Source organism: Planotetraspora thailandica (assembly GCF_016863335.1).
In the GTDB taxonomy this organism is placed as follows: Bacteria; Actinomycetota; Actinomycetes; order Streptosporangiales; family Streptosporangiaceae; genus Planotetraspora; species Planotetraspora thailandica.
This window is the reverse complement of record NZ_BOOR01000072.1, coordinates 1-22,389: the sequence shown is the minus strand read 5'-3', so window position 1 is coordinate 22,389 and position 22,389 is coordinate 1. Positions and strand designations below refer to the sequence as shown.

Here is a 22,389-nt window from a genome sequence, read left to right as displayed (position 1 = left end):
GCGGAGCCCCATGGTGTTGATCGCTCCGGGCTCCGCTTAGCATCCGGTGCATGACGGTGCCGCCTCTCGATCTCGCCGACCTCGTCTCGGACTTCCCGCCCGCCACCCGCGACCAGTGGCGGCAGCTCGCTTTCGGCGTTCTACGCAAGTCGGGCGCGGACGTCCCACCGGAAGCGGTGGAGGACGCGTTGTCCACCTCCACCTATGACGGGGTGCGGATCGCGGCCCTGCACGATCCTTCCGATCTTCCCGGCGCGCCGCGTCTCGTGCGCCCGGCCGCCGGATGGGACGTCCGCCAGCGGCACGCCGATCCCGACCCCGACGTCACCGGCCCGGCGATCCAGGCGGACCTGGAGAACGGCGCCACCTCGATCTGGCTCGACTTCACCACGCTCGACCCCTCGGCACTTCCCGACGTCCTGGAGGGCGTCTATCTCGACCTCGCCCCGGTGGTGCTCGGCGCGGGCAGCCGTACGGGGGAGGCCGCGGAGATCTTCCTCGACCTGGCCGTGGGGACCGAGCTGCCCGGCGGCAACCTCGGCGCCGACCCGATCGGGCTCGCGGCCCGGGCGGGCGTGCCGGCCGGAGACATGGAGGGCGCGGTCTCCCTGGCGCGCCGCTGCGCCGCCGATCATCCCCGGCTCCGTGCGATCGTCGTCGACGCCCTGCCGTACCACGACGCGGGCGGCAGCGACGTCGAGGAGCTCGGGTGCTCGATCGCGACCGGCGTGGCCTATCTGCGCACGCTGACCGGCGCGGGCCTCACCGTCGAGCAGGCGCTGAGCCAGCTGGAGTTCCGGTACGCGGCCACCGCGGACCAGTTCCTCACGATCGCCAAGCTGCGGGCGGCCCGGCGCATGTGGGCCAGGGTCGCCGGGGTGGTCGGCGGCACGGGCGAACCGGCGCGGCAACTCCAGCACGCGGTCACGTCGTCGGCCATGATGACCGCCCGGGATCCCTGGGTGAACATGCTGCGGACCACGCTGGGCTGCTTCGGGGCGGGAGTCGGCGGCGCGGACGCGGTCACGGTCCAGCCGTTCGACGCGTGCCTCGGCCTCCCTGACGCCTTCGCCCGGAGGATCGCGCGCAACACCCAGTCGCTGCTGATGGAGGAGGCGAACGTCGCCCGGGTGATCGACCCCGCCGGCGGGTCCTGGTACGTGGAGCGGCTCACCGCCGACCTGGCGGCGCGGGCGTGGGCGTGGTTCCAGGAGATCGAGCGGGCGGGCGGCATGGCCGACGCGCTGGAGCGGCTCGTCCCCGACCGGCTGGCCGCGACCCGGCAGGCCCGGGCCGCCGGCCTCGCCCGCCGCACCGATCCCGTGACGGGCGTCAGCGAGTTCCCCGACCTGGGGGAGCGCCCGCTCACGCGGCGGCCGGGGCCGGGGCTCGCGCACGGGCCCGTGCAAGGCGGGCTGCCGGTGGTGCGGTACGCCGCGGAGTTCGAGGCGCTGCGCGACCTCGCCGACGCGCGGGAGACCAGGCCCGCCGTCTTCCTGGCGACCATCGGCCCGGTCGCCGCCCATACGGCGCGCGCCTCCTTCGCCGCCAACCTCTTCGCCGCCGGGGGAGTGGCGACGGTGACGGCGGGGCCGGTCACCGATCCGGAGGCGATCGCCGACGCCTTCTGGGCCGTGGGCACGCCGGTCGCCTGCCTGTGCTCCAGCGACAGCCTGTACGGCCTGCACGCGGCGGAGGTGGCGGCCGCGCTCCGACGGGCGGGGGCCACCCGGATCTGGCTCGCGGGCAAGGGCGAGTATGAAGGGGTGGACGCCACGCTCCACACCGGATGCGACGCTCTCGACGTGCTGCGTACGACGTTCGACGACCTTGGAGTGAGCCGATGATTCCGGATTTTTCAGCAATCGAGCTGATGCCGGAGGCGGGAGCCGTACCCAGTCCGGAGGGCACGGAGGGTGCCGGTGAGGCCCGGGGTGCCGGTGAGGTCTGGGAGACGCCCGAGGGCATCGCGGTCAAGCCCCTCTACACCGGGGCCGACCTCGACGGGCTCGACTACCTGCCGACCTATCCCGGGCTGGCGCCGTTCCTGCGCGGGCCGTACCCGACGATGTACGTCACCCAGCCGTGGACGATCCGCCAGTACGCCGGGTTCTCCACCGCCGAGGACTCCAACGCGTTCTACCGGCGCAACCTGGCCGCCGGGCAGAAGGGCCTGTCGGTGGCCTTCGACCTGGCCACCCACCGGGGATACGACTCCGACCACCCCCGGGTGGCGGGCGACGTGGGCATGGCCGGCGTCGCGATCGACTCGATCTACGACATGCGGCAGCTGTTCGACGGCATCCCCCTCGACCGCATGAGCGTGTCGATGACCATGAACGGCGCCGTGCTGCCGATCCTCGCCCTCTACATCGTGGCCGCCGAGGAGCAGGGGGTGACGCCGGACCGGCTCGCGGGGACCATCCAGAACGACATCCTCAAGGAGTTCATGGTCCGCAACACCTACATCTATCCGCCCGGCCCCTCGATGCGGATCATCTCCGACATCTTCGAGTACACCTCGAAGCACATGCCGAAGTTCAACTCGATCTCGATCTCCGGCTACCACATCCAGGAGGCGGGGGCGACCCTCGACCTGGAGCTCGCCTACACGCTCGCCGACGGCGTCGAATACCTGCGCGCGGGCGTGGGGGCGGGGCTGGACGTCGACGCGTTCGCGCCGCGGCTGTCGTTCTTCTGGTGCATCGGCATGAACTTCTTCATGGAGGTCGCCAAGCTCCGCGCCGCCCGGCTGCTCTGGGCCCGCCTCGTCAAGGGGTTCGGCGCGAAGAACCCCAAGTCGTTGTCGCTGCGCACGCACAGCCAGACCTCCGGGTGGTCGCTGACCGCCCACGACGTGTTCAACAACGTCGTGCGCACCTGCGTCGAGGCGATGGCCGCCACTCAGGGACACACGCAGTCGCTGCACACCAACGCGCTGGACGAGGCGCTCGCCCTGCCGACCGACTTCTCGGCCAGGATCGCGCGGAACACCCAGCTGCTGCTCCAGCAGGAGTCGGGCACCACGCGGGCGATCGACCCGTGGGGCGGCTCCTACTACGTGGAACGCCTGACCTTCGAGCTGGCCCGCAAGGCGTGGGAGCACATTCAGGAGGTCGAGCGGGCGGGGGGCATGGCCAAGGCGATCGGCCAGGGCCTGCCCAAGCTGCGCATCGAGGAGGCCGCCGCCCGCACGCAGGCCAGGATCGACTCGGGCCGCCAGCCGGTCATCGGGGTCAACAAGTTCCGTCCCCGGGCCGACGAGCCGATCGAGGTCCTCAAGGTCGACAATTCGGCCGTGCGCGCCCAGCAGATCGACAAGCTGCGAAGGCTCCGCGAGGAGCGCTCGCCGGCGGCCGTGGCCGAGGCGCTCGACGCCCTCACCAAGGCAGCGGCCGGCGGCGGCAACCTGCTGGAGCTGGCGGTCGACGCGGCCCGGGCCAAGGCGACCGTGGGTGAGATCTCCGACGCTCTGGAGAAGGTGTTCGGACGGCACGCCGCGGAGATCCGTACCATCTCGGGGGTGTACCGCCAGGAGGCCGGCGACGCCGTGGACGAGGTTCGCGCGGCGTGCGCCGAGTTCGAGAAGTCGGAGGGCCGAAGGCCCCGCATCCTCGTCGCCAAGATGGGCCAGGACGGCCACGACCGGGGCCAGAAGGTGATCGCCAGCGGCTTCGCCGACCTCGGTTTCGACGTGGACGTCGGCCCGCTGTTCCAGACGCCGGAGGAGGTGGCCCGCCAGGCCGTCGAGGCGGACGTGCACGTCGTCGGCGTCTCGTCGCTGGCCGCCGGGCACCTCACGCTCGTGCCCGAGCTGAGGCGGGCGCTGGCCGACCTGGGAGCCGACGACATCATGATCGTGGTGGGCGGAGTGATCCCGCCCGGCGACATCGCCGAGCTGAAGGCCGCCGGCGCCTCCGCCATCTTCCTGCCCGGCACGGTGATCTCCGAGGCCGCGCTCGAGCTCCTGCGCGCCATTCCCCGGTCGTGATCGCCGACTACCTGCGGGGCGTGCTCGAGGCGGACCGGCGATGGATCGCCCGGGCGATCACCCTGGTCGAGTCGACCCGGGCCGACCATCGCGAGCAGGCGCAGCGGCTGCTGGTGGAGCTGACCCCGCACGCGGGCAACGCGCGCAGGGTGGGCGTGTCCGGCGTGCCGGGAGCCGGCAAGTCCACCTTCATCGAGGCGCTCGGCACCCGGCTGACCGGGCGCGGTCACCGGGTGGCCGTGCTCGCCGTCGACCCGTCGTCGCGGCGCTCGGGCGGCAGCATCCTCGGCGACAAGACCCGCATGGCCCGCCTCTCGGCCGACCCGAACGCGTTCATCCGCCCGTCCCCGACCGCCGGCACGCTCGGCGGGGTCACCAAGGCGACCCGCGAGGCGATGGTCGTCGTCGAGGCCGCGGGCTACGACATCGTGCTCGTTGAGACCGTCGGGGTCGGCCAGTCGGAGACGGCCGTCGCCGACATGGTGGACACGTTCCTGCTGCTCACCCTCTCCCGTACGGGAGACGGGCTGCAGGGCATCAAGAAGGGCGTGCTGGAGTTGGCCGACGTGATCGCGGTCAACAAGGCCGACGGCGAGCACGAGGCGGCCGCGCGCAAGGCCGCGAGCGAGCTCGCCGGGGCGCTGCGGCTGCTCCGCTCGCACACGCCCGTGCTGACGTGCAGCGGCCTGACCGGCGCGGGGCTCGACGAGCTGTGGCGCCACATCGAGCGCCATCAGGACGGCGCCGACCTGAAGGCCAAGCGCAGCCGCCAGCAGGTCGACTGGACGTGGGCGCTGGTGCGCGACCGGCTGCTGGCCCGCCTTCAGGACAAGGCCGCGCCCGTCGCTCCGGAGATCGAGCGTGAGGTTCTCGACGGCGCCCTCACGCCGTCGATGGCGGCCGACCGCATCCTCGCGGCCTTCTGGGGGCAAACGGGGGAGCCCGGGGAATCCAGGGAACCGGAAACGCCCTCGGGGTGAATGAGGTTTACTTCCTGGTTGTATATATGCCTACCCGCATGACCGTTAATGCAGGATTGCATATTTGCTGAGGTAGAACCCCCGCGGAGACGATCGCGTTGTCGTCGAAACGGGGAGGCACCATGCATCAGGATCCGATGACGCCGCCGCCGGTGGCGCGGGCTCTGAACGAATACCGGGCACTGCTGGACGAGCACGGCCTCACATGGGGCGAACCCCCGATCTCCTACGTCCAGCTGATGACCTTCCTCCGTTTTCCCGAGGAGTCCCGGCACATGGACGCGTCCGGTGAGCTCCACGGTGACCTTCACGAGGCGTTCCGCGCGGCACTCGCCGGGGAACTGCCCCAGGGCCTCACCGCACTGCGTCTGCAGGAGACAGGGCACCGGCTGGAGCACGGCCCCGCGCAGGCCGTGCTGTCCGCCGACGCACTGCCCGTCATCCTGCTGGTCGACTCCGCCCGTGACACCCCGGCCCTCGTCCGCGTCGACGGCGTGCCGTACGAGATCGGGCCGCGCGGCGCGCGGCTGCTCGACCTGACGACCGCCTCCTCCGTGACCGTCGACCAGGAGCCGGTGGACCTGTCGCCCACGACCCGGGCGGCGGTCCCCGCGCGGCTGCGCCTGCGCGCCGGGTTCCCCTGCCGCTGGAGCGTCATGTCGGCCGGAGGTCAGGGGTGGTATCCGGAGGGCAGGCCGCGCAGGCGCGACTACCGGGGTGTGCCCTTCTTCCACGGGGACGACCTCGTGCTCGACGTGCCCGCGGAGCCGCTCACCGTCCGCGTCTCACGCGGCATGGAGTACGGCACGGCCGAGGTGAGCGTGGTGCCCCAGGCGTGGCGGGAGACCCTGGTCGAGCTCGCCCCCGAGCGGCTCGTCGACGCGGCGGCCCGCGGGTGGTATGGCGCCGACCTCCACGTGCACCTCAACTGGGGCGGTGACCTGGTCGCAGGTCCCGCCGAGGCCGCCGCGGCCCAGCACGGCGAGGACCTTCACGTGCTCAACCTCGTCGCGGGCAACGTCTCCGGCGAGCGCGTCTACGACGAGGAGGGATTGCGGCACTGGGCGGGCCGCGACCTTCCGTGGTCGGACGCCGAGCACATCGCCCGGATGGGCGTCGAATACCGCAACGACCTGCTCGGCCACGTGCACGCCTTCGCGGTGGCCGCGCCGCCCCCGGTCTTCCACACCGGTTTCGCCGGTGCGCCCGACTGGCCGCCGAACGCCACGGCCTGCGGCGAGCTGCGCGAGCTCCGGGCGGTCCTCGGCTACGCCCATCCCTTCCACGGGCCGGTCCGCGAGCCGGAGGACATCATCGCGGGCGGCGGCAGGGACTGCACGGGCCGGGCGCTCGTCGTGGACGCCGCGCTCGGCCTGATGGACGGCATGGAACTCCTGCACTTCTCCGATTGGTCCGGCACCGTCGAGGTCTACCGGCGGCTCCTCGGTGCGGGAAACCGGCTGGCCGCGCTCGCCGGGACCGACACGATGCTCTCCTTCACCCGGCAGGACACCGTCTCCAACCCGCCCGGCTGGGAGCGGGTCTACGCCCGCGTCGACGGCCCCCTGTCGGCCGGGGCGTTCGCCCGTGCCGTACGGCAGGGCCGCACCTTCGCCACCAACGGCCCCTGGCTGGAGCTGACCGTCGGCGGACGGGAGGTGGGGGAGACGCTCCACCTGAACCCGGGCGACCGGGTCACCGTCCAGGCACGTACGGCCGGACCCGGCGTGGAGCGTCTCGAGCTGCGCTCGGCCGACGGCGTGCTCGCCGAGGGCCCCGGCGGCGAGCTGACGGCCTCCGTGGTGGTGGGCGAGCCCACCTACGTCGTGGCGGTCGCCACAGGGACGGGCCATCCGCTGGCGCCGGACGGGGTGTCGTTCGCGCACACCAGCCCGGTCTACCTCGACGTGGCCGGCCGCCACGTGGCCCGCCCGGACGACGTGCGGTGGTGCCTGCGGTGGCTGGCCCTCCTGGAGGACCTGGTGTGCCGTGAGGCCCGCCTGGACGACGCCACGCAGCTGCGCGACCACCTCGACCTCATCGAGAAGGCCCGCGCCGTCTACACCGCACGCCTCTAGACCCCGCACGCCTCTAAACCGGGGCGCCGGTCACAGGTCGAGCGTGGAGCCGCCGAAACGGTCCCGCAGGAACCTGCCCTGGTCACGCAGCGCCTGCTCGTCGCCCTTGTAGACGGCCTCGGCCACCGTGGCCAGGCCGCTCTCCAGCAGGTCGAGCTGTGACATCAGCTCCTCGTGGGCGCTGCGCTCCCGCTCGGCCCTGCGGGCCAGGGCGTACGACCGGGGCAGGTTGGCGTAGGCCTCCAGGCTGGTCGGCAGGTAGTCGCGGATGGCCTGCGAGACGACGTGCAACTGGTCGGGGGAGGAGGTCAGCGCCTCGGCCCTGGCCAGGATGTCCCGCAGGATCCCGGCCATCTCCTCCACCTTGGTCACCACGTCGGCGGGGAACCGGTTCGCGGTGACCTTGCCCAGCAGGGTGTCGAGGTCGGCCCGCAACTGCCGGGTCTCGACCTCCGCGTGCGAGATCGTCAGCCTGACCCGGTCGGGCGGGGCGAGCAGCGCGCCCATGCCGTACAGGCCGGCGACGACGACCGGCCACAACGACCCCGCCACCCCGAACAGGTGGAGCACGACGCCGCCGATGGCGAGCGCCGACCCGACGATGTTCTTCGTGGACCCGAGGTAGCGCAGCACCCGGTCACTGGTAGCCACGGATCTCCTTGAACGCCGACGCGAGCGAGCCCTTACGGGCGTCGAACGACGCGCCGCCGGTCAGCTTGGCGACCTGCTGCATCTCCCCGACGTCGCTGTCGCCGAACAGCACCACGAACGTGCGGATGGTCCGGGACGTCGTGGCGTAGTAGGAGGCGAAGTCGTCGTAGGACGAGCCGTCGGTGTTGTCGCCGTCGGTCATCAGCACGATCGAGGTGAAGTCGTTGCCGGAGGGCCTGCTCTCCAGCGTCTGGTAGGCGGCCCGGAGGCTGTCGTAGATCGCGGTGCCGCCCCTGGCCTCCAGGGCGTCGCCGTACGACCTGATCTGCTTAAGGACCGGGTCGGGGTTGCTCTCGGGCACCGTGAACGACTGGGGCGTCTCCGGCCCCGAGTTGAACGGCAGCAGCGTGACCGTCTCGCGGTCGCGGAAGCGGGAGAACTGCCCGGAGGCGGTGGTGTCCGCGCCGGTCAGCGCGCTGAGCGCCTGCTTGAGCGAGTCGAGCCTCTCACCCTTCATCGAGCCGGACGTGTCGAGCACGAACAACGTCCTGGACGGGCGGCGCACCCGGTTGAGGTATGCGCTGATCAGCCCGTCGGCGGTGCTGCGCCGGTTGGGGAAGGGCAGCTCGACCAGCTGGGCCGTGCCGAACCGCTGGTCGGGCCGCACCTCCGGCAGGATGGGCCGGCGGAAGGTGGTCGTCATGATCTTCCGCTGCACGTCGGGCGTGCGCAGCCAGGTGGCGAGCTTGCCGTACAGGTCCTTCTTGGCGGAGGAGGCGAGCAGCGTGAGCGGGTAGTCGGCGGTCACCACGCCGTCGCTCGGGTAGATGATCGTGAGCGGCTCCTTGACCCGCTTCTCCATGCCGAGCAGCACCGACTCGTAGTTGATCAGGCCGTCGACCGAGGTCTGCCCGCCCTGGCCCGCGTAGGCGTCGGCGAGCCAGCCCGACGATCCCGCGGTCAGCGTCTGGGCGGAGAAGAACTCCTTGAGCTTCGGCGTGACCGCGGCGATCTGCTTGGCGTCGAGCGCGTCGGCCGCATTCGAAAGGGCGGCCGTGACCCCGACCAGGGCGGAGAAGCCCGAGTTGGACGAGGCCGGGTTGGTCATGCCGAAGGTGAACCGCTTCTGCCCGGCCGCCGTCGCGATGTCGGCCCAGGACACCTGCTTGGTGTCCCAGCCCAGCTCGTGGGCCTTGCTGCGCTTGAGGCCGAGCACCACCGGCGAAATCATGATCTTGGTCTGGGTGGACAGCTTGGCGGGCGCGCCGTCGATCAGCGACAGGTAGCGGTTGGACGAGAACCACGTCGCGTCGTAGCGGCCGTCCGCGCCGCCGCTCGCGACCTGCTCGGCCCCGTCGAGCGTGCCGGCGTAGGTCAGCGAGACCCGCACGCCCACCGCGTCCGCCGCCTCCTTCAGCAGCGGCTCCAGGTCCTTGACCTCGCTGCCCGCGAGCACGCGGAGGACGTCAGGCCCGTCCTGCGGCGCTGCGTCATCGTCGGCGCTGCAGGCGGTGGCCGCCACCAGCACGGCCAGCGCCGCTGCCGCGAGCCGCCGGGTGAAGAACATCGTCATGCGCCGATCGCCTCGTCGCCGCGGCGGGCACGTTCCAGGTAGGTCTTGGCGTTGTCGAGCTCCAGGGTCAGGCTGTCCACCGTGACCGCCATGCTCTCGACGGCCTTGGCCTTGAAGGTGTCGATCATGTCCATCGTCGAGTAGATGTTGTCGAACGCCCGGCGCAGCGCGTCCATGTCGACCGACGTGGAGGCCGCCTGGGTCTGGATCTGCCCGGCCTGGGTCTTCAGCATCTCGCTGGTGGCCAGGATCAGGTCGGAGGTCGTGGCGTTGAGCGCCGAGATCTGGTCGAGCACGAGCTTCTGGTTGGCCAGCGCCTGCGCCACGGTCACGGCGGTGCGCAGCGCCGAGATCGTCGTGGTGGTGGCGCGGTCCACGCCCTTGATGAGCTCGAGGTTGTTCTTGCGGATCAGGTCGAGGGCGAGATAGCCCTGCGCCGACACCGCGAGCTGGGTCAGCAGGTCCTGATGCTTCTGCCGTACGCCGAACAGGGCGTCGGACCGCAGGGCGGTCGCCTTCTCCTGGTCACTCAGCTCGATCTCGTTGATCTTCTGCTCCAGGGCCGAGTCGAGCGCCGCCGCGAGCACCGCGTACTCCTGTAGCTTGGTCATCGACTCCCAGAGGTTGGCCTTCTCGCCCTCGATGGCGGCGTTGTCCTTGAGCAGCTCGTCCTGCCCTGACTTGAGCGCTCTGATGATGTCGTCGATGTGCTTTTGCGCGCTCTGGTACTTCGCGAAGTAGTCGCGCAGCCTGTCGCCGAACGGGATCATTCCCAGCAGCCGCTTCGTCCCGCTGGCCGCCTGCTTCGGGTCGAGGTCCACGATCGTACGGCGCAGCGCCACCAGCTGGTTGGCCACCTGGACCTGGCCGTCGGCGCCCTCGCCCTTCGCGGAGGCGAGCGCGGCGACCGGGCGCTTGAGCATCCGGTTGGCCACCTGCGACGACGCCCTGATCTCCGAATCTCCCATGGAGGAGATGTCGTGCACCTTCTTGGTGAACTCCGGCGAGCGCGGATCGATCGAAGCGAGATCCTCGGCGAATCCCGCCGCCTTCTGGGCCAGCTCCGCGCCGCGCTCGTCCGGCAGCGGCAGCATGGTGGCCGCCTTCTCGGCCGGCACCGCCGCCACCGGGGCGGGCGGGGTCAGCACCAGATCGTTGGACACTTTCGGTTCTCCTTGGGGGGTTACGAGGCTGGTTTGCCCTCGGCCAGGTAGCGCTGCTCGATCGTGGCGATCAGCCGCTCGAGGTGGTCGTAGGTGGGCGGCTCGACGACGTCGACCAGGCTCGCGGGGAGCTTCGCCTTGGCGGCGTCGGCCTGCGCCGTGAAGACCTTCGGGTCGGACGTGCGGAAGCCGTACTTCGCCTCCAGGCGGGCGAACTCGGGATCGTCCTGGAGCAGGGCGCCGACCTGGGTCGCGGCGTCGTTGAACGGCACCAGCGTGTGCTTGCTCAGCACCGTCGGGGAGGGATAGATGAGCCGCATGTCCGGCCGGATGCTCCCGTCTCCCGCGAACAGGCGGGAGGCGTACTGCGCCTCGTAGACGACGACCATCGGCGTCTTCCCCACGCCCATCGCCAGGTAGTCCTCGAAGGGGGCCTCGCTGGACGACTCCGAGTAGCCCTGGTCGAGGAACAGCGGGGAGACCGTCTGGGCGGCCTTCGCCGTCTGCGACGACGAGTTGACGACGTCGTCGCCGTTGGCGACGTAGCTGGTGATGGCCAGGTACATGGCCGCGGAGTTCGACGTTCGCACGTCGGTGGTGGTGAGCAGCACCCGCTTGCGGGCCTGGTAGGCAGTGTTGCCGGGCAGGGTGTCCCAGCGGGTCCCCTTGGCCACCAGATCCAGATATTTCCGGACGTCGAGTATCTGGTACCCGGAGCCGGAATCGCGGACGACCCCCGCCTTGGTCAGCACGTCCACGATGGGCTGGAACGTCGCGATCGCCATGGGGGAGTAGAAAGGCGAAAACGTCTGGGAGGCGTGCCGATCCTGCTTGATCTTCTCGGCCGCCGGGACGCTGGAAGGAAATGCGAAGTCGTATTTCCCGAGGTCGACCGAGGTGGCGATCTGCCGCGACCCCGCCGTGTCGACCTCAACCTGCAATCCGTGCTTTGCGAACGCCGCCTTCACCTGGGGGTCGTCGAAGAAGGGCTTCTTCTCCGAGCCGATGACCCCGCGGACCGTCTTGAGAGCCGTCCCGCCGCCTCCGGGGCCGTCGTCACCGCCGCCGATGACGATGGCCACGACGACGGCCGCACCGAGGAGCAGCGCCAGGCCGACGCCGATCCATCGCTTCATTTTGTTGTCCTTCGCGCGCACCCGTAGGCCGTATGGCCCCCCGCCCCGAATTATGCAGCAATCACATAAGACAGCGCGCGATCACGGGATAAAGCGGGAGTTAATGATGCGCGAGGAAAGGAAACACCACAAGAATTAAGTTTCTGTTCACCGGATCTTCATGAGAAGAGGGCGCGGCCCCAATAATCTCCGGCGTCCGTCACCCCGGGCGGGCAGGCGAATACGCCGCTGGAAATGTGCTGGATGTACTCGTTCAGCTTGTCCTTGGCGGCCAGTTCCGTCTGGATCGGCACGAACTGCTTGCGCGGGTCGCGCTGGTAGGCCATGAAGAACAGCCCGGCGTCGAGCCGGCCCAGGCCGTCGGAGCCGTCGACGTAGTTGTAGCCGCGCCGCAACAGCCGGGCCCCGCCGTGGAGGGACGGATGCGCGAGCCGTACGTGCGAGTCGGCGGGGATCACCGGCTGGCCGTCCGGGCCGGTCTTCGCCAGGTCGGGCTCGTCGAATTCGGCGTGACCCGTGAGCGGCGCACCCTTGCCCTTGTCCCGCCCGAAGATCGTCTCCTGCTCGCCCAGCGACGTGCGGTCCCACGTCTCGACGTGCATGCGGATCTTCCGGGTGACCAGGTAGCTGCCGCCGTCCATCCACGCGGGGCCGTCGCCGGGCGCCGCCCAGACGTAGTCGCGCAACATCGAGGTGTCCTCGAGCTTGATGTTGGCCGTGCCGTCCTTGAAGCCCAGCAGGTTGCGCGGCGTCGTCTGGGCGCGCGAGGTGGAGGAAGTACGGCCGAAGCCGAGCTGCGAATACCGCACGGAGACCCGGCCGAACCCGATTCTCGCCAGGTTGCGGATCGCGTGCACCGCCACCTGCGGGTCGTGCGCACACGCCTGCATGCAGATGTCGCCGCCGGAGATGTCGGGGCTCAGCTCGTCCCCCGGGAACGCGGGCAGGTCGGCCAGGGCGGCGGGCCTGCGATCGGCGAGCCCGAACCGCTTGTCGAACAGCGAGGAGCCGAAGCCGATCGTCAGCGTGAGGCCGGAGGCCGGAAGGCCGAGCGCCTCTCCCGTGTCGTCCGGCGGAGCCTCCAGAGGCCCGCCGACCGAGCCGAACGGGCCGGCGTCCCTGCCCTGGGTCATGCGGGCGGCGGCAGCGGTCCACTTCTGGAGCAGGTCGGCGAGTTCCTCCCGCTTCGACGTGATCACGTCGAAGGCGACGAAGTGCAGCCGGTCCTGGGCGGGGGTCGTGATGCCGGCCTGGTTGCGCCCGTAGAACGGGTACGGGTCGCCCGTCGACTCCGCATGCGCGGCGGGCTCCTCGATGAGAGCCCGGGTGGCCAGGGCGCCCGCGCCGGCGGCGGCCACGCCCGCGACTCCCGCGGCTCCCATGCCGAGCAGCCCCCGGCGGCTGATGCGGCTCACTGGGCGACCACCGCCGCCACCTTGCTGATCGGCTCGGCGAGCGCGTTGATGGCGTCGGAGAGCTTCTTCAGGTCGTCCTTGGTCAGCTCGTTGTGGAGCTTCCACCCGTCGCCCTGGCGGTACTGCTCGAGGGCGGCCTCCGCGGCGGCGAACTTGTCGTCGAGCGTCTTCGCCAGATCGGGGTCCCGCTCGTCGAGGACGGGCCGCAGCGACTGGACAGCCGCCTGGGAGCCCTGGAGGTTGGCGTCGAAGTCCCACAGGTCGGTGTGGGAGTAGCGGTCCTCCTCGCCGGTGATCTTTCCGGTGGCGACCTCGTCGAGCAGCTCCTTGGCTCCGTTGGCGAGCTGCACGGGCGACAACGTCGCGGCGTTCGCCTTCTGCACGATCGTCGTCACGTCGGCGATCAGCTTGTCGGCGAGCGGCCCGTCCTTGCTGATGTCCTTCTCGACCCACAGGTCCTTTTCGATCTTGTGGAAGCCGGTCCACTCCTGGCCCGGCTCGACGTCGTTCTCGCGGGCGTCGATCGCCGGGTCGAGGTCGCCGAAGACCTCGGCGACCGGCTCGATGCGCTCCCAGTAGGTCCGGGCCACCGGGAAGAGGGCCTTGGCCTTGTCGACGTCGCCGGCCTTGACCGCGTCCACGAACTCCTGGGTCTTGGTCAGCAGGGTCTCCGACTGCGACTGCACATACCGCTTGTAGCTGGCGGTGGCGTCGGCCAGCTTGGCGTTGTCGGTCAGCGGCGCGCTCGTGCCGGTGACGGTGAGCGCGTTGCGGATCCCGTCGCCGATCATCCCCGGCTTGCATGCGGTCTGGTACGACCCGGCCGGCAGCTCGATGATCACGTCGCGGGTGAGCCCGGGAACGACGTTCTCCACCTCGCCCATCACCCGGTCGCCCGCGGCGTACACGTAGAACTCGGTGACCTTGCTGCCGTTGTTGGTGACGCTGAAGGTCGAGGTGCCCGCGGGCAGCTGCGACGTGGCGACCTTGCAGTCGGTGTCGCTCGCCGCGACGGCGATCTTGCCGGGCTTGGCCGCGCCGCCCGACGTGGCGGACGTGCCGTCGCCACCGCCGGAGCACGCAGCGGCGAGCAGTCCGAGGGACACGACCGCCACGGCGACGGCTGGGGTGGTGCGCATGTGGAGCTCCAGGAATTGGGGAGTGCGGATCTCAGGAGGCGGTGACCGGCGGAGTGGGCGTGCTCGCCGGAGCGGCGGGCCGGCGCATCGCCGGGAGGAGGAACAGGACCAGGACCGGAATTCCGTAGGCGAGCCAGGCGACGGTCTCCCAGACCGTGGGCTGCGCCGTGATGTTGAACATGCCGCTGAGCAGCGCCGAATACCACGCGCTCGGGTCGAGCACGCCGCTGATGTCGAAGGCGTGCGTCGCGAGCCCGGGAAGCACGCCGGCCTCCTGGAGGTCGTGCACGCCGTACTTGAAGATTCCGGCGGCGACGAGGATCAGCAGGAGCCCGGTCCAGGTGAAGAACTTGGTGAGGTTGATCCGCAGGGCGCTGCGGTAGAGGCCCCAGCCGAGCGCGACCGCCGTGACCAGTCCGAGGCTGATCCCGATCAGCGGGGTGGCGCTCGTGGTGGCGCCCTGGACGGCGGCGAACCACAGCAGCGTGGTCTCCAGGCCCTCGCGGACCACCGTGAGGAAGGCCATGACGACCACCGCGCCGGCGCCGAGCTGGAGGGCGTCGCTCAGCTTCTCGCGCAGTTCGCCCGACATCTTGCGGGCGGCGGTCCGCATCCAGAAGACCATGAAGGTGACGAACACGGTCGCCGCGAGCGAGGTCACGGCGTCGAAGAACTCGTGTTGCTGCGAGTCCAGGTGCGCGGCGGTGAATGTGAGCAGGGCGCCGAAGCCGACCGACAGGGCGACGGCGGCCGCGACGCCTCCCCAGACCAGAGGTAGCCGGTCTCGCCTATCGCTCTTGACCAGAAATGCGACGAGGATCGAGACGACGAGCGTCGCCTCCAAACCCTCGCGAAGGCCGATCAGGTAGCTCGCGAACACAGGCCCCTCCGTGGTTAGCCTCACCTAAATTAGGTCAGGGTTACCTTACCCGCAATACCTGTACGTCAGTGTGACAGGGGGATGTTCGAGAGACAAACGTTCCATACGGGACTTGGGCTGCAGGGATGACCGTCTGCGGCGAAATGATCGCGAACCGGTACGTAATCGTATTGACACGTCCTGACTGATCCCTAAAAAGTTAGTAGGTGATCAACCCCCGAATCGTGGTGGCCTCGCTGGCCGCGACACTCGCGCTGGCGGCCTGCAGCGAAACCACCACCCCCGCGAGCTCCGGCTCGTCGGCGAAGACCTCCTCCTCAGGGGGAGCGGCGGCCTCGGCGACGCCGACCCCCGCGGGGCTGGCTCCCGATGCGTACAAATCCGCCCTGGACACCGCGGGCAAGCCCGTCGGCGGCGCGCTCGCCGCCATCGGCAAGGCCGGCACCTTCAAGTCGCTGGACCAGCGGCTGGAAAAGGCCCAGCAGGCGGTGGACAAGGCCACGCAGCAACTCGGCGGCCTCCAGGCGCCCCCGGAGATCGGGCAGAAGCACGCCGACTACCTCGACGCGCTGCGCCGCATGAACGACGAGCTGGAGACCCTGCGCGACGGGATCAGCGAGCAGAGCCTCTGCACCTCCACCGCCGTGCTGGCACGACTCGGCAAGTCGGACGAGTTCGGCGAGCTCAAGAAGGCCGGGGCGGCCCTCGCGGACGGAGGCGGCTACTCCGGCGGCAAGATCGGCCTGAAGCCGCCCAAGGAGCAGAACCGCCGCCTCGGCAACGGCACCGTGTTCAGCTCCCGCATCCGCGGCGGGCGGGGAACCCTCACCGTCAAGAACGGAGGCTCCCAGGACGGGGTCGTCACCCTGCTCAAGGGCAAGCAGAAGGCCGTCAGCCTCTACATCCGCAAGAAGTCGAGCGCGAGACTGTCCAACATCAAGGACGGCAGCTACCGGGTCTACTTCACCACCGGCACCGACTTCGACCGCAAGAAGCGCACCTTCACCCGGTCCTGCGCGTTCGAGCGGTTCGACGACAACCTGAAGTTCAGCACCGTCTACACGGCCACGCAGATCCGCTGGCAGACCTGGACCCTCACCCTCAACAAGGTGAAGGGCGGCAACGCCCCGTCCCGGAGCGTGGACCCGGACACCTTCCCCGCCTGACGTACGGCGCGCAGGACGCGGAAGGCCGCGGTCGTGGGACCGCGGCCTTCGTCGTCTGCTGCCGTGTCAGCTGGAGAAGAGCATGCCCACCCAGCTGCGGTTGCGGTGGTGGCCGTGGTGGCCGCCGTGCGGCGCGCCCCACGCCGGGCCGCCGTGCGCGGGAGGCGGCGCGTACTGCTGCTGTGCCCACTGCGATTCCATGCGGGTCAGCGTCTCGAGCTCCCCGTAGTCGAGGAAGATCCCCCGGCAGTTGTCACACTGCTCGATGTGGATTCCGTTGCGGTCGAACGTCCGCATGTGGCCCCGGCACTTGGGACACTCCATCAAAAACCTCTCCCTCTCGTGTCGCGCCTGCCGCCGCGACGATCCTCCCGCAGGAGGCGATCAGAGCCTCGGCCGTCTCGTCGAGAGGATTGCCGCTCCTCCGCGCGGTGACCGTGGCCGTCGCGGCCAATTGGACTGTCAACGCCCGGGCGGGGAGGTCGAGTTCCCGCCACGGGTCTTCCCGCGACACGGCGGACCCGCCGGCGGACAGGTACGCGGACAAGAACCGGTGCCACATGTCCGGTTCGAGCAGCCCCGCCGCGAACCACGCCGCGGGGCGGGCGAGATCCCAGACGGGGTCCCCGGCGCCCAGGTCGTCGGGGTCGATCAGCAGCCAGGCGCCCGCGTGGAACACGAGCTGGCCGAGATGCCAGTCGCCGTGCGTGAGCGCCCGCCGGCCGGGGCCGGCGGGAGGGAATTCCGGCAGCGTCTCGTACGCCTTCAGTATCTCGGCGGGGGCGTCGACCTCGGCGAGCTCGGCCACGGCCCTGGCCGCCCGGTCGGGTCCGCCCGCCGGGGGCATGTCGGCGGGAAGGGGAGCGGCGTGCAATCCCGCGAGCAGCCAGCCGCCCTCCTCCCACGGCATGTCGCCCGACTCCAGGTCGCCCGCGGTCAGCGCCCGGCCCGCGGGCCAGATCGTGACGATCCTGCCGTCCAGGTGGACCAGGTCGAGGGGGGCGAGCATCAGCCCCGGCAGCCGGCCCGCCACCTCCAGGCGGCGCCGCATGTCGTGCTCGCCCGTGCCGGGGGGATGAGCCTTGATCACGACGTCGCCGACGCGGACGATCAGCACGCGCGTGTCCTTCAGCACGGTCACCGGCCCGCCGTGGGGCGCGAGCCGTACGAGATCGTCGATCAGCGGCGGAGCGGGGAGATGCTGATCATTCACGGCTCTAGCCTAAGGTGCGGTTATGAAGATTGGCTTTGCCGTTCCTGTCTCCGGTCCCTGGGCCACACCGGCGAACATGAAGCGGGTCGCGCTGCGCGCAGAAGAGCTGGGATACCACGGGCTGTGGACCTTCCAGCGGTTGCTGCACCCGGACGGAAGCACGATGGGACCGACCTACCGCAGCGTGCAGGACCCCACGGTCACGCTGGCGTTCCTGGCCGGGATCACCGAGCACATCAGGCTGGGCGTCGCCGTGCTGAACCTGCCCTTCTACTCCCCGGCGCTGCTCGCCAAGCAGCTCGCCACCCTGCAGATCGTCTCCGGCGGCAGGGTCGACGCCGGCCTCGGGCTCGGCTGGGTGCCCGAGGAGTTCGCCGCCTCAGGCGTCCCGATGGAACGGCGCGGCAAGCGCGCCGAGGAGTTCATCGAACTGATCCGGAAGTTGTGGACCGACGACGTGGTCACCTACAAGGGGGAGATCTACTCGATGCCCCCGGTGAACCAGGACCCCCGGCCGCAGACCCCGCCCGCGCTCCTGCTCGGCGGAACCGCCCCGGTGGCGCTCCGCCGGGTGGGGCGGCTGGCCGAGGGCTGGATCAGCTCCAGCCGCGCCGACCTGTCCAAGATCGACCAGCAGATCGCCATCGTGAAGGAGGCCGCCGCCGAGGCCGGACGCGACCCGGAGGCGCTGCGCTTCATCGTGCGTGGGGTCACCCGGCTGCGCGCCGAGGCCGGCGGCCCGCTGACCGGCCCGTACGCGAAGATCATCGAGGACGTCCAGGCGCTGGCCGACAAGGGCGTGACCGAGGTCTTCCACGACTTCAACTTCGACCCCGAGATCGTGGACTCGGGGGCCGATCCCCGCGAGTCGCTGCGCCGCGCGGAGGAGGCGCTGGAGGAGCTGGCCCCCAGCGCCTGAGCACTCACGCCATGCCGTAGGCCTTGGCGATGAGCTCGTAGGAGCGCCGCCGCTCCGCCGCGCTGTGGACCATGGTCGTGATCATCAGTTCGTGTGCGCCCGTGCGCTTGCGCAGCTCCTCCAGCCCGGACCGCACCCCGTCGGCGTCGCCGTACACGACGTTGGACAGCCGGTCGCGCACGAACTCGGTCTCGATCGGCGAGTACGGATAGTCCGCCGCCTCCTCCGGCGTGGGGAACCGGCCCGGGCGGCCGGAGCGAAGGCGCAACCACGACAAGGCGCCGGGCATGGCCTGGCGCAGGGCCTCCTCCTCCGTGTCGGCGGCGAGAGCCGACACGCCGATCAGGCAGTACGGCTCGTCCAGCACCTCCGACGGCTGGAAGGTCGAGCGGTAGAGGTCCAGCGCGGGCTCGGTGTTGCCGGCGCTGAAATGGTGCGCGAAGGCGAACGGCAGGCCGAGCAGCCCCGCCAGTTGCGCGCTGAAGCCGCTCGACCCCAGCAGCCAGATCGGCGGGCGGGTGTCGGAGGCGGGAACCGCCTGGATCTTCGAATAGGGGTGGCCGGCGGGGAAGCTTCCGTCGAGGAAACCGGTCAGCTCCGCCAGCGCCTGCGGGAAGTCGTCGGGGTCGACCTCGGCCGAACGGCGCAGCGCGTTCGCGGTCGCCATGTCGGTTCCGGGGGCCCGGCCGAGCCCGAGGTCGATGCGGTCGGGATGCAGGGCGTGCAGGGTGCCGAACTGCTCGGCGATGACCAGCGGGGCGTGGTTGGGCAACATCACGCCGCCCGAGCCCAGGCGGATCGAGTTCGTCGCGGCCGCGAGATGCGCGATGACGACGGCCGGTGAGGAGCTCGCGATGCCGGGCATGCCGTGGTGTTCGGCGACCCAGATCCGGTGATAGCCCCACTCTTCAGCCCGTCTGGCCAGCTCGGTCGCCTCCCGGAGCGACTCCGAGGGAGAGCTGCCCTCGCTGACGGTCGCCAGTTCCAGGATCGAAAGCGGCACCTCGGCCGACCCGCGCGGCACACCGCGTATGTTGTCCATGCCCATGAAGGCGGTAACGGGGGCACCCCTCCGGATATTTCCAGAATGTGAGCCGAGCCCGCGAACCTGAGATGCTGGGCACATGAGTGAGCGTAAGCCGATCGAATCCTGGCTGTCCGACATGGACGGCGTGCTGGTCCACGAGGGTCAGCCCGTGCCGGGCGCCGACGAGTTCATCAAGCGTCTGCGGGAGTCGGGGAAGCGCTTCCTCGTACTCACCAACAACTCGATCTACACACCCAGAGACCTGTCCGTACGCCTGCGCGCCGCAGGGCTGGAGGTGCCGCCCGAGTCGATCTGGACCTCGGCGCTCGCCACCGCCAAGTTCCTGGCCGCCCAGCGTCCGGAGGGTTCGGCCTATGTCATCGGCGAGGCGGGGCTGACCACCGCCCTGCACGAGGTGGGCTACGTGCTCACCGACCTCGACCCCGACTACGTGGTCCTCGGCGAGACCAGGACCTACAGCTTCACCGCGATCACCCGGGCCATCCGGCTGATCGACAACGGTGCCCGTTTCATCGCGACCAACCCCGACGCCGTGGGGCCGTCCAACGAGGGGTCGCTGCCCGCCTGCGGCGCCGTGGCCGCCATGATCACCAAGGCGACCGGCGTGGAGCCGTACTTCATCGGCAAGCCCAATCCGATGATGATGCGCAGCGCCCTCAACCAGATCGACGCGCACAGCGAGAGCACGGCCATGATCGGCGACCGCATGGACACCGACGTCGTCTGCGGCATCGAAGCCGGGCTGCACACGTTCCTCGTGCTGACCGGCGTCACGCAGAAGGACCAGATCGACCGGTTCCCGTTCCGGCCGTCCCAGGTGGTCAACTCGGTGGCCGACCTCATCGAGCTGATCTGAACCTGCCAGACCTTGGCAGGTTCGGCTGCGAAGCTGGGCCGCATGAACCGCGTGTATCTCGAAGTCGGGCGTAAGAAGGTCTTCGCGTGCTCGGCCGACTGGCCGGGCTGGTGCAGGAGCGGCAAGACCGAGGAGGCCGCTCTCGACGCGCTGATCGGCTATGTTCCGAGATATGCCGTCATCGCCGGGCGGGCGGGGCTGGACTTCGCGCCCGGCGATCCGGTCGTCGTCGAACAGGTCACGGGCGACGCCACGACCGACTTCGGCGCGCCGTCCGTGACGCCCCAGCTCGACCTGGAGCCCGTCGGCGCGACCGAGGCCGCCAAGGCGGTCGCGCTCATCCGCGCCTCCTGGGCGGCGCTCGCCGAGGTGTCCGCCGCCTCACCCGAGGAACTGCGCAAGGGGCCGCGGGGCGGCGGCCGCGACCGCGACAAGATGGTCGCCCACGTCATCGAGGCCGAGCGGTCCTACGCCAGGTCCATCGGCGTCCGGCACAAGCCGTTCCCGCTCGGGACACTGAACGACCCGCAGGCCCTGAGCGCGATGCGGGACGAGATCGCCGACGTCCTGAGCCGGCCGTCGCCGGGCGGGCCGGTCGCGCGCGGCTGGTGTGCCCGTTACGCCGCCCGCCGCATCGCCTGGCACGTCATCGACCACATCTGGGAGATGGAAGACCGAGCCGGGTGAATCGCCTGCGGTCACTTTGTGCGAACCCGGGATAAACCCATCGTTATACTGCCTGGCATGAGCGCTGCACCCGGGTCGCTGGAGACCCTGCGAGGGCTCAACCGTGGGCGCGTGCTCCAGACCGTGCAGCGCCTCGGCACCGCCAGCCGCCTCGACATCGTCCGCGCCACCGGTCTGTCCCGGTCGACGGTCTCCAGCCTGGTCGGTGAACTGCTCGCCGACGCGCTGCTCGTCGAGCAGCCCGAGCCCATGCCGTCCGCGTCGTCGAGCGGCGGACGGCCCGCCATGGCGCTGACCCTCAACCCGCGCGGCGGCGGGGTGCTCGGCATGCACTTCGCCCACGACAGCGTGCGCGTCGCCCTCGCCGACCTGTCCGGCACGATCCTCGCCGACAGCGTGCGCGAGCTCGACGTCGACCACCGGGCCGCCGAAGCGCTCGGCTACGCGGCCGACACCGCGATAGAACTGCTCGGTGAGGAGTCGATGACCATCGGGCGGATCGCCGGATGCGGTGTGGCCGTCTCGGCGCCGGTCCGTCCCGACAGCCCCGCGCTGAGCACTCCGCTGATACTGAGCGACTGGAACGGCGTCGACGTCAGAGCCGAACTGCGTGACCGCCTCGGCACGGCGGTCTGGGTCGACAACGACGCCAACCTCGGCGCGGTGGCTGAATGGACCTTCGGCGCCGGCCGCGGATGCGGCAACATGATCTACGTCATGCTCTCCGACGGCGTCGGCGGCGGCCTGATCATCAACGGTCACCTCTACGAAGGCGCCACCAATACGGCGGGCGAACTCGGCCACGTCGTGGTCGACCCCGACGGACTCGTGTGCCGGTGCGGAGGCCGCGGCTGCCTCGAGACCGTCGCGGGCGGCCGGGCGCTCATCAGCGCGCTGTCGCATCAGTACGGCTCGGACACCACCCTCGACGACGTGGTACGGCTGGCCTGCGAAGGGGATGTGGGCGCCACCCGCGTCATCGAAGACGCCGGCAGGGCCGTCGGCCAGGCGCTGGCCGGCATCTGCATGGTCTTCGACCCCGGCCTCGTGGTCGCCGGCGGCAAGGCGGCCGGAGCCGGCGAACCACTCCTGAGGGGAATCCGCGAGACCGTCCGGCGGCACACCTCTCCCTCGATCTCCCAAGGCGTCAAGGTGGTGGCCGGCATGCTCGGCGCGCGTGCCGAAGTGCTCGGGGCGATCGCCCTTGTCGGCAGCAGAACACCCTCCTGCCTCCTGCCGCTCTCCTGACGGCATTCGGGATGGCATTCGGGATGGCATTCGGGATGGCCATTTGGACGGCATTGCGATGGCATTTGTGACGGCATTTGTGACGGTAGGCACGGCGAGCACAGCCGCTGCGCTCGCCGCCGCCTCGGCCGTCCACGTCGGTTGCCGGTAACGCCGCCTTAGCTCAGGGGGGGTCGCCGCTGTGGGGCGGTCCGGTGGTGGTCGCTCCGGTGGTGGTCGTTCCGGTGGTGGGTGTTCGGCGGGGTC

Annotated in this window: 19 protein-coding genes; 9 read left to right on the top strand and 10 right to left on the bottom strand. The window is 70.4% G+C overall.

Translation table 11 applies throughout. The features are described from left to right. Window positions 1-50 precede the first annotated feature (50 nt). The 4 genes from Pth03_RS35835 to Pth03_RS35820 all read left to right on the top strand — a co-directional run bounded on the left by Pth03_RS35835 (window position 51) and on the right by Pth03_RS35820 (window position 7,049). On the top strand, window positions 51-1,847 hold the full coding sequence (locus Pth03_RS35835) for a methylmalonyl-CoA mutase family protein (protein WP_203948928.1): 1,797 nt from the start codon (window positions 51-53) through the stop codon (window positions 1,845-1,847). A 26-nt stretch (window positions 1,848-1,873) separates the two neighbouring features. Further along, on the top strand, window positions 1,874-3,991 hold the full coding sequence (gene scpA / locus Pth03_RS35830; protein ID WP_239119627.1) for a methylmalonyl-CoA mutase: 2,118 nt from the start codon (window positions 1,874-1,876) through the stop codon (window positions 3,989-3,991). Further along, window positions 3,988-4,971 (top strand): methylmalonyl Co-A mutase-associated GTPase MeaB, encoded by a 984-nt coding sequence (gene meaB / locus Pth03_RS35825; protein ID WP_203948926.1) that lies wholly within the window; start codon window positions 3,988-3,990, stop codon window positions 4,969-4,971. Before scpA ends, meaB begins: the two co-directional genes overlap by 4 nt. A gap of 122 nt (window positions 4,972-5,093) precedes the next feature. Further along, complete coding sequence (locus Pth03_RS35820) at window positions 5,094-7,049, top strand: CehA/McbA family metallohydrolase (RefSeq protein WP_203948925.1); 1,956 nt, start codon at window positions 5,094-5,096, stop codon at window positions 7,047-7,049. Between the two features lie 30 nt (window positions 7,050-7,079). Here the strand turns inward: Pth03_RS35820 and Pth03_RS35815 are convergent, their stop codons facing one another. The 7 genes from Pth03_RS35815 to efeU form a co-directional block, all read right to left on the bottom strand. Then, on the bottom strand, window positions 7,080-7,700 hold the full coding sequence (locus tag Pth03_RS35815) for a hypothetical protein (RefSeq protein ID WP_203948924.1): 621 nt from the start codon (window positions 7,698-7,700) through the stop codon (window positions 7,080-7,082). Then, a complete protein-coding gene (locus tag Pth03_RS35810; protein ID WP_239119623.1) occupies window positions 7,687-9,273 on the bottom strand; it encodes a vWA domain-containing protein in 1,587 nt (528 codons plus the stop codon). The genes Pth03_RS35815 and Pth03_RS35810 overlap by 14 nt, the downstream gene beginning before the upstream one ends. Next, window positions 9,270-10,436, bottom strand: a complete 1,167-nt coding sequence (locus tag Pth03_RS35805) for a toxic anion resistance protein (RefSeq protein ID WP_239119622.1) — start codon at window positions 10,434-10,436, stop codon at window positions 9,270-9,272. Before Pth03_RS35805 ends, Pth03_RS35810 begins: the two co-directional genes overlap by 4 nt. Window positions 10,437-10,456: 20 nt before the next feature. Further along, window positions 10,457-11,572 (bottom strand): hypothetical protein, encoded by a 1,116-nt coding sequence (locus Pth03_RS35800; protein WP_203948923.1) that lies wholly within the window; start codon window positions 11,570-11,572, stop codon window positions 10,457-10,459. Between the two features lie 158 nt (window positions 11,573-11,730). Beyond that, the gene (gene efeB, locus Pth03_RS35795; protein ID WP_203948922.1) at window positions 11,731-12,987 is read right to left on the bottom strand and encodes an iron uptake transporter deferrochelatase/peroxidase subunit; all 1,257 of its coding nucleotides are present in this window, start codon (window positions 12,985-12,987) and stop codon (window positions 11,731-11,733) included. Further along, entirely contained in the window at window positions 12,984-14,126 is a 1,143-nt protein-coding gene (efeO, locus tag Pth03_RS35790; protein ID WP_203948921.1) for an iron uptake system protein EfeO, read from the bottom strand. The genes efeB and efeO overlap by 4 nt, the downstream gene beginning before the upstream one ends. A gap of 31 nt (window positions 14,127-14,157) precedes the next feature. Continuing rightward, the gene (gene efeU / locus Pth03_RS35785; RefSeq protein ID WP_203948920.1) at window positions 14,158-15,006 is read right to left on the bottom strand and encodes an iron uptake transporter permease EfeU; all 849 of its coding nucleotides are present in this window, start codon (window positions 15,004-15,006) and stop codon (window positions 14,158-14,160) included. 206 nt (window positions 15,007-15,212) lie between these two features. Between efeU and Pth03_RS35780 the strand changes: the two genes are divergently transcribed. Continuing rightward, window positions 15,213-16,172 carry a hypothetical protein gene (locus Pth03_RS35780; protein ID WP_203948919.1) on the top strand — a complete coding sequence of 320 codons (960 nt, stop codon included), beginning with the start codon at window positions 15,213-15,215 and terminating at the stop codon, window positions 16,170-16,172. Between the two features lie 66 nt (window positions 16,173-16,238). On the opposite strand, the gene Pth03_RS35775 is transcribed toward Pth03_RS35780, so the two are convergent. Together Pth03_RS35775 and Pth03_RS35770 are read right to left on the bottom strand one after the other, a co-directional pair. Beyond that, complete coding sequence (locus tag Pth03_RS35775) at window positions 16,239-16,469, bottom strand: TFIIB-type zinc ribbon-containing protein (RefSeq protein ID WP_239119621.1); 231 nt, start codon at window positions 16,467-16,469, stop codon at window positions 16,239-16,241. Then, window positions 16,426-17,385, bottom strand: coding sequence for a phosphotransferase family protein (locus Pth03_RS35770; protein ID WP_239119620.1), 960 nt, complete (start codon window positions 17,383-17,385; stop codon window positions 16,426-16,428). Before Pth03_RS35770 ends, Pth03_RS35775 begins: the two co-directional genes overlap by 44 nt. A 22-nt stretch (window positions 17,386-17,407) precedes the next feature. Between Pth03_RS35770 and Pth03_RS35765 the strand changes: the two genes are divergently transcribed. Beyond that, window positions 17,408-18,304 (top strand): TIGR03619 family F420-dependent LLM class oxidoreductase, encoded by an 897-nt coding sequence (locus Pth03_RS35765; protein ID WP_203948917.1) that lies wholly within the window; start codon window positions 17,408-17,410, stop codon window positions 18,302-18,304. Between the two features lie 4 nt (window positions 18,305-18,308). Here the strand turns inward: Pth03_RS35765 and Pth03_RS35760 are convergent, their stop codons facing one another. Continuing rightward, window positions 18,309-19,346, bottom strand: coding sequence for an LLM class flavin-dependent oxidoreductase (locus Pth03_RS35760; RefSeq protein ID WP_239119619.1), 1,038 nt, complete (start codon window positions 19,344-19,346; stop codon window positions 18,309-18,311). Window positions 19,347-19,428: 82 nt separating this feature from the next. Here Pth03_RS35760 and Pth03_RS35755 point away from each other — a divergent pair, with 82 nt between their 5' ends. From Pth03_RS35755 to Pth03_RS35745, 3 genes are read left to right on the top strand one after another with little or no spacing between them, the layout of a single operon-like run. Further along, window positions 19,429-20,208: an HAD-IIA family hydrolase gene (locus tag Pth03_RS35755; RefSeq protein WP_203948915.1), complete on the top strand. Its 780-nt coding sequence runs from the start codon at window positions 19,429-19,431 to the stop codon at window positions 20,206-20,208. A gap of 42 nt (window positions 20,209-20,250) precedes the next feature. Continuing rightward, on the top strand, window positions 20,251-20,895 hold the full coding sequence (locus Pth03_RS35750; protein WP_239119618.1) for a DinB family protein: 645 nt from the start codon (window positions 20,251-20,253) through the stop codon (window positions 20,893-20,895). Between the two features lie 57 nt (window positions 20,896-20,952). After that, a complete protein-coding gene (locus Pth03_RS35745) occupies window positions 20,953-22,143 on the top strand; it encodes an ROK family transcriptional regulator (RefSeq protein WP_203948914.1) in 1,191 nt (396 codons plus the stop codon). The last annotated feature ends 246 nt before the right edge of the window (window positions 22,144-22,389 follow it).

Excerpts from the sequence above, each read along its gene's own strand:
- Pth03_RS35835 (WP_203948928.1), top strand. The coding sequence starts at position 51 with ATGACGGTGCCGCCTCTCGATCTCGCCGACCTCGTCTCGGACTTCCCG.
- scpA (WP_239119627.1), top strand. The coding sequence starts at position 1,874 with ATGCCGGAGGCGGGAGCCGTACCCAGTCCGGAGGGCACGGAGGGTGCC.
- Pth03_RS35820 (WP_203948925.1), top strand. The coding sequence starts at position 5,094 with ATGCATCAGGATCCGATGACGCCGCCGCCGGTGGCGCGGGCTCTGAAC.
- Pth03_RS35810 (WP_239119623.1), bottom strand. The coding sequence starts at position 9,273 with ATGACGATGTTCTTCACCCGGCGGCTCGCGGCAGCGGCGCTGGCCGTG.
- Pth03_RS35800 (WP_203948923.1), bottom strand. The coding sequence starts at position 11,572 with ATGAAGCGATGGATCGGCGTCGGCCTGGCGCTGCTCCTCGGTGCGGCC.
- efeO (WP_203948921.1), bottom strand. The coding sequence starts at position 14,126 with ATGCGCACCACCCCAGCCGTCGCCGTGGCGGTCGTGTCCCTCGGACTG.
- Pth03_RS35775 (WP_239119621.1), bottom strand. The coding sequence starts at position 16,469 with ATGCGGACGTTCGACCGCAACGGAATCCACATCGAGCAGTGTGACAAC.
- Pth03_RS35765 (WP_203948917.1), top strand. The coding sequence starts at position 17,408 with ATGAAGATTGGCTTTGCCGTTCCTGTCTCCGGTCCCTGGGCCACACCG.
- Pth03_RS35760 (WP_239119619.1), bottom strand. The coding sequence starts at position 19,346 with ATGGACAACATACGCGGTGTGCCGCGCGGGTCGGCCGAGGTGCCGCTT.
- Pth03_RS35755 (WP_203948915.1), top strand. The coding sequence starts at position 19,429 with ATGAGTGAGCGTAAGCCGATCGAATCCTGGCTGTCCGACATGGACGGC.
- Pth03_RS35750 (WP_239119618.1), top strand. The coding sequence starts at position 20,251 with ATGAACCGCGTGTATCTCGAAGTCGGGCGTAAGAAGGTCTTCGCGTGC.
- Pth03_RS35745 (WP_203948914.1), top strand. The coding sequence starts at position 20,953 with ATGAGCGCTGCACCCGGGTCGCTGGAGACCCTGCGAGGGCTCAACCGT.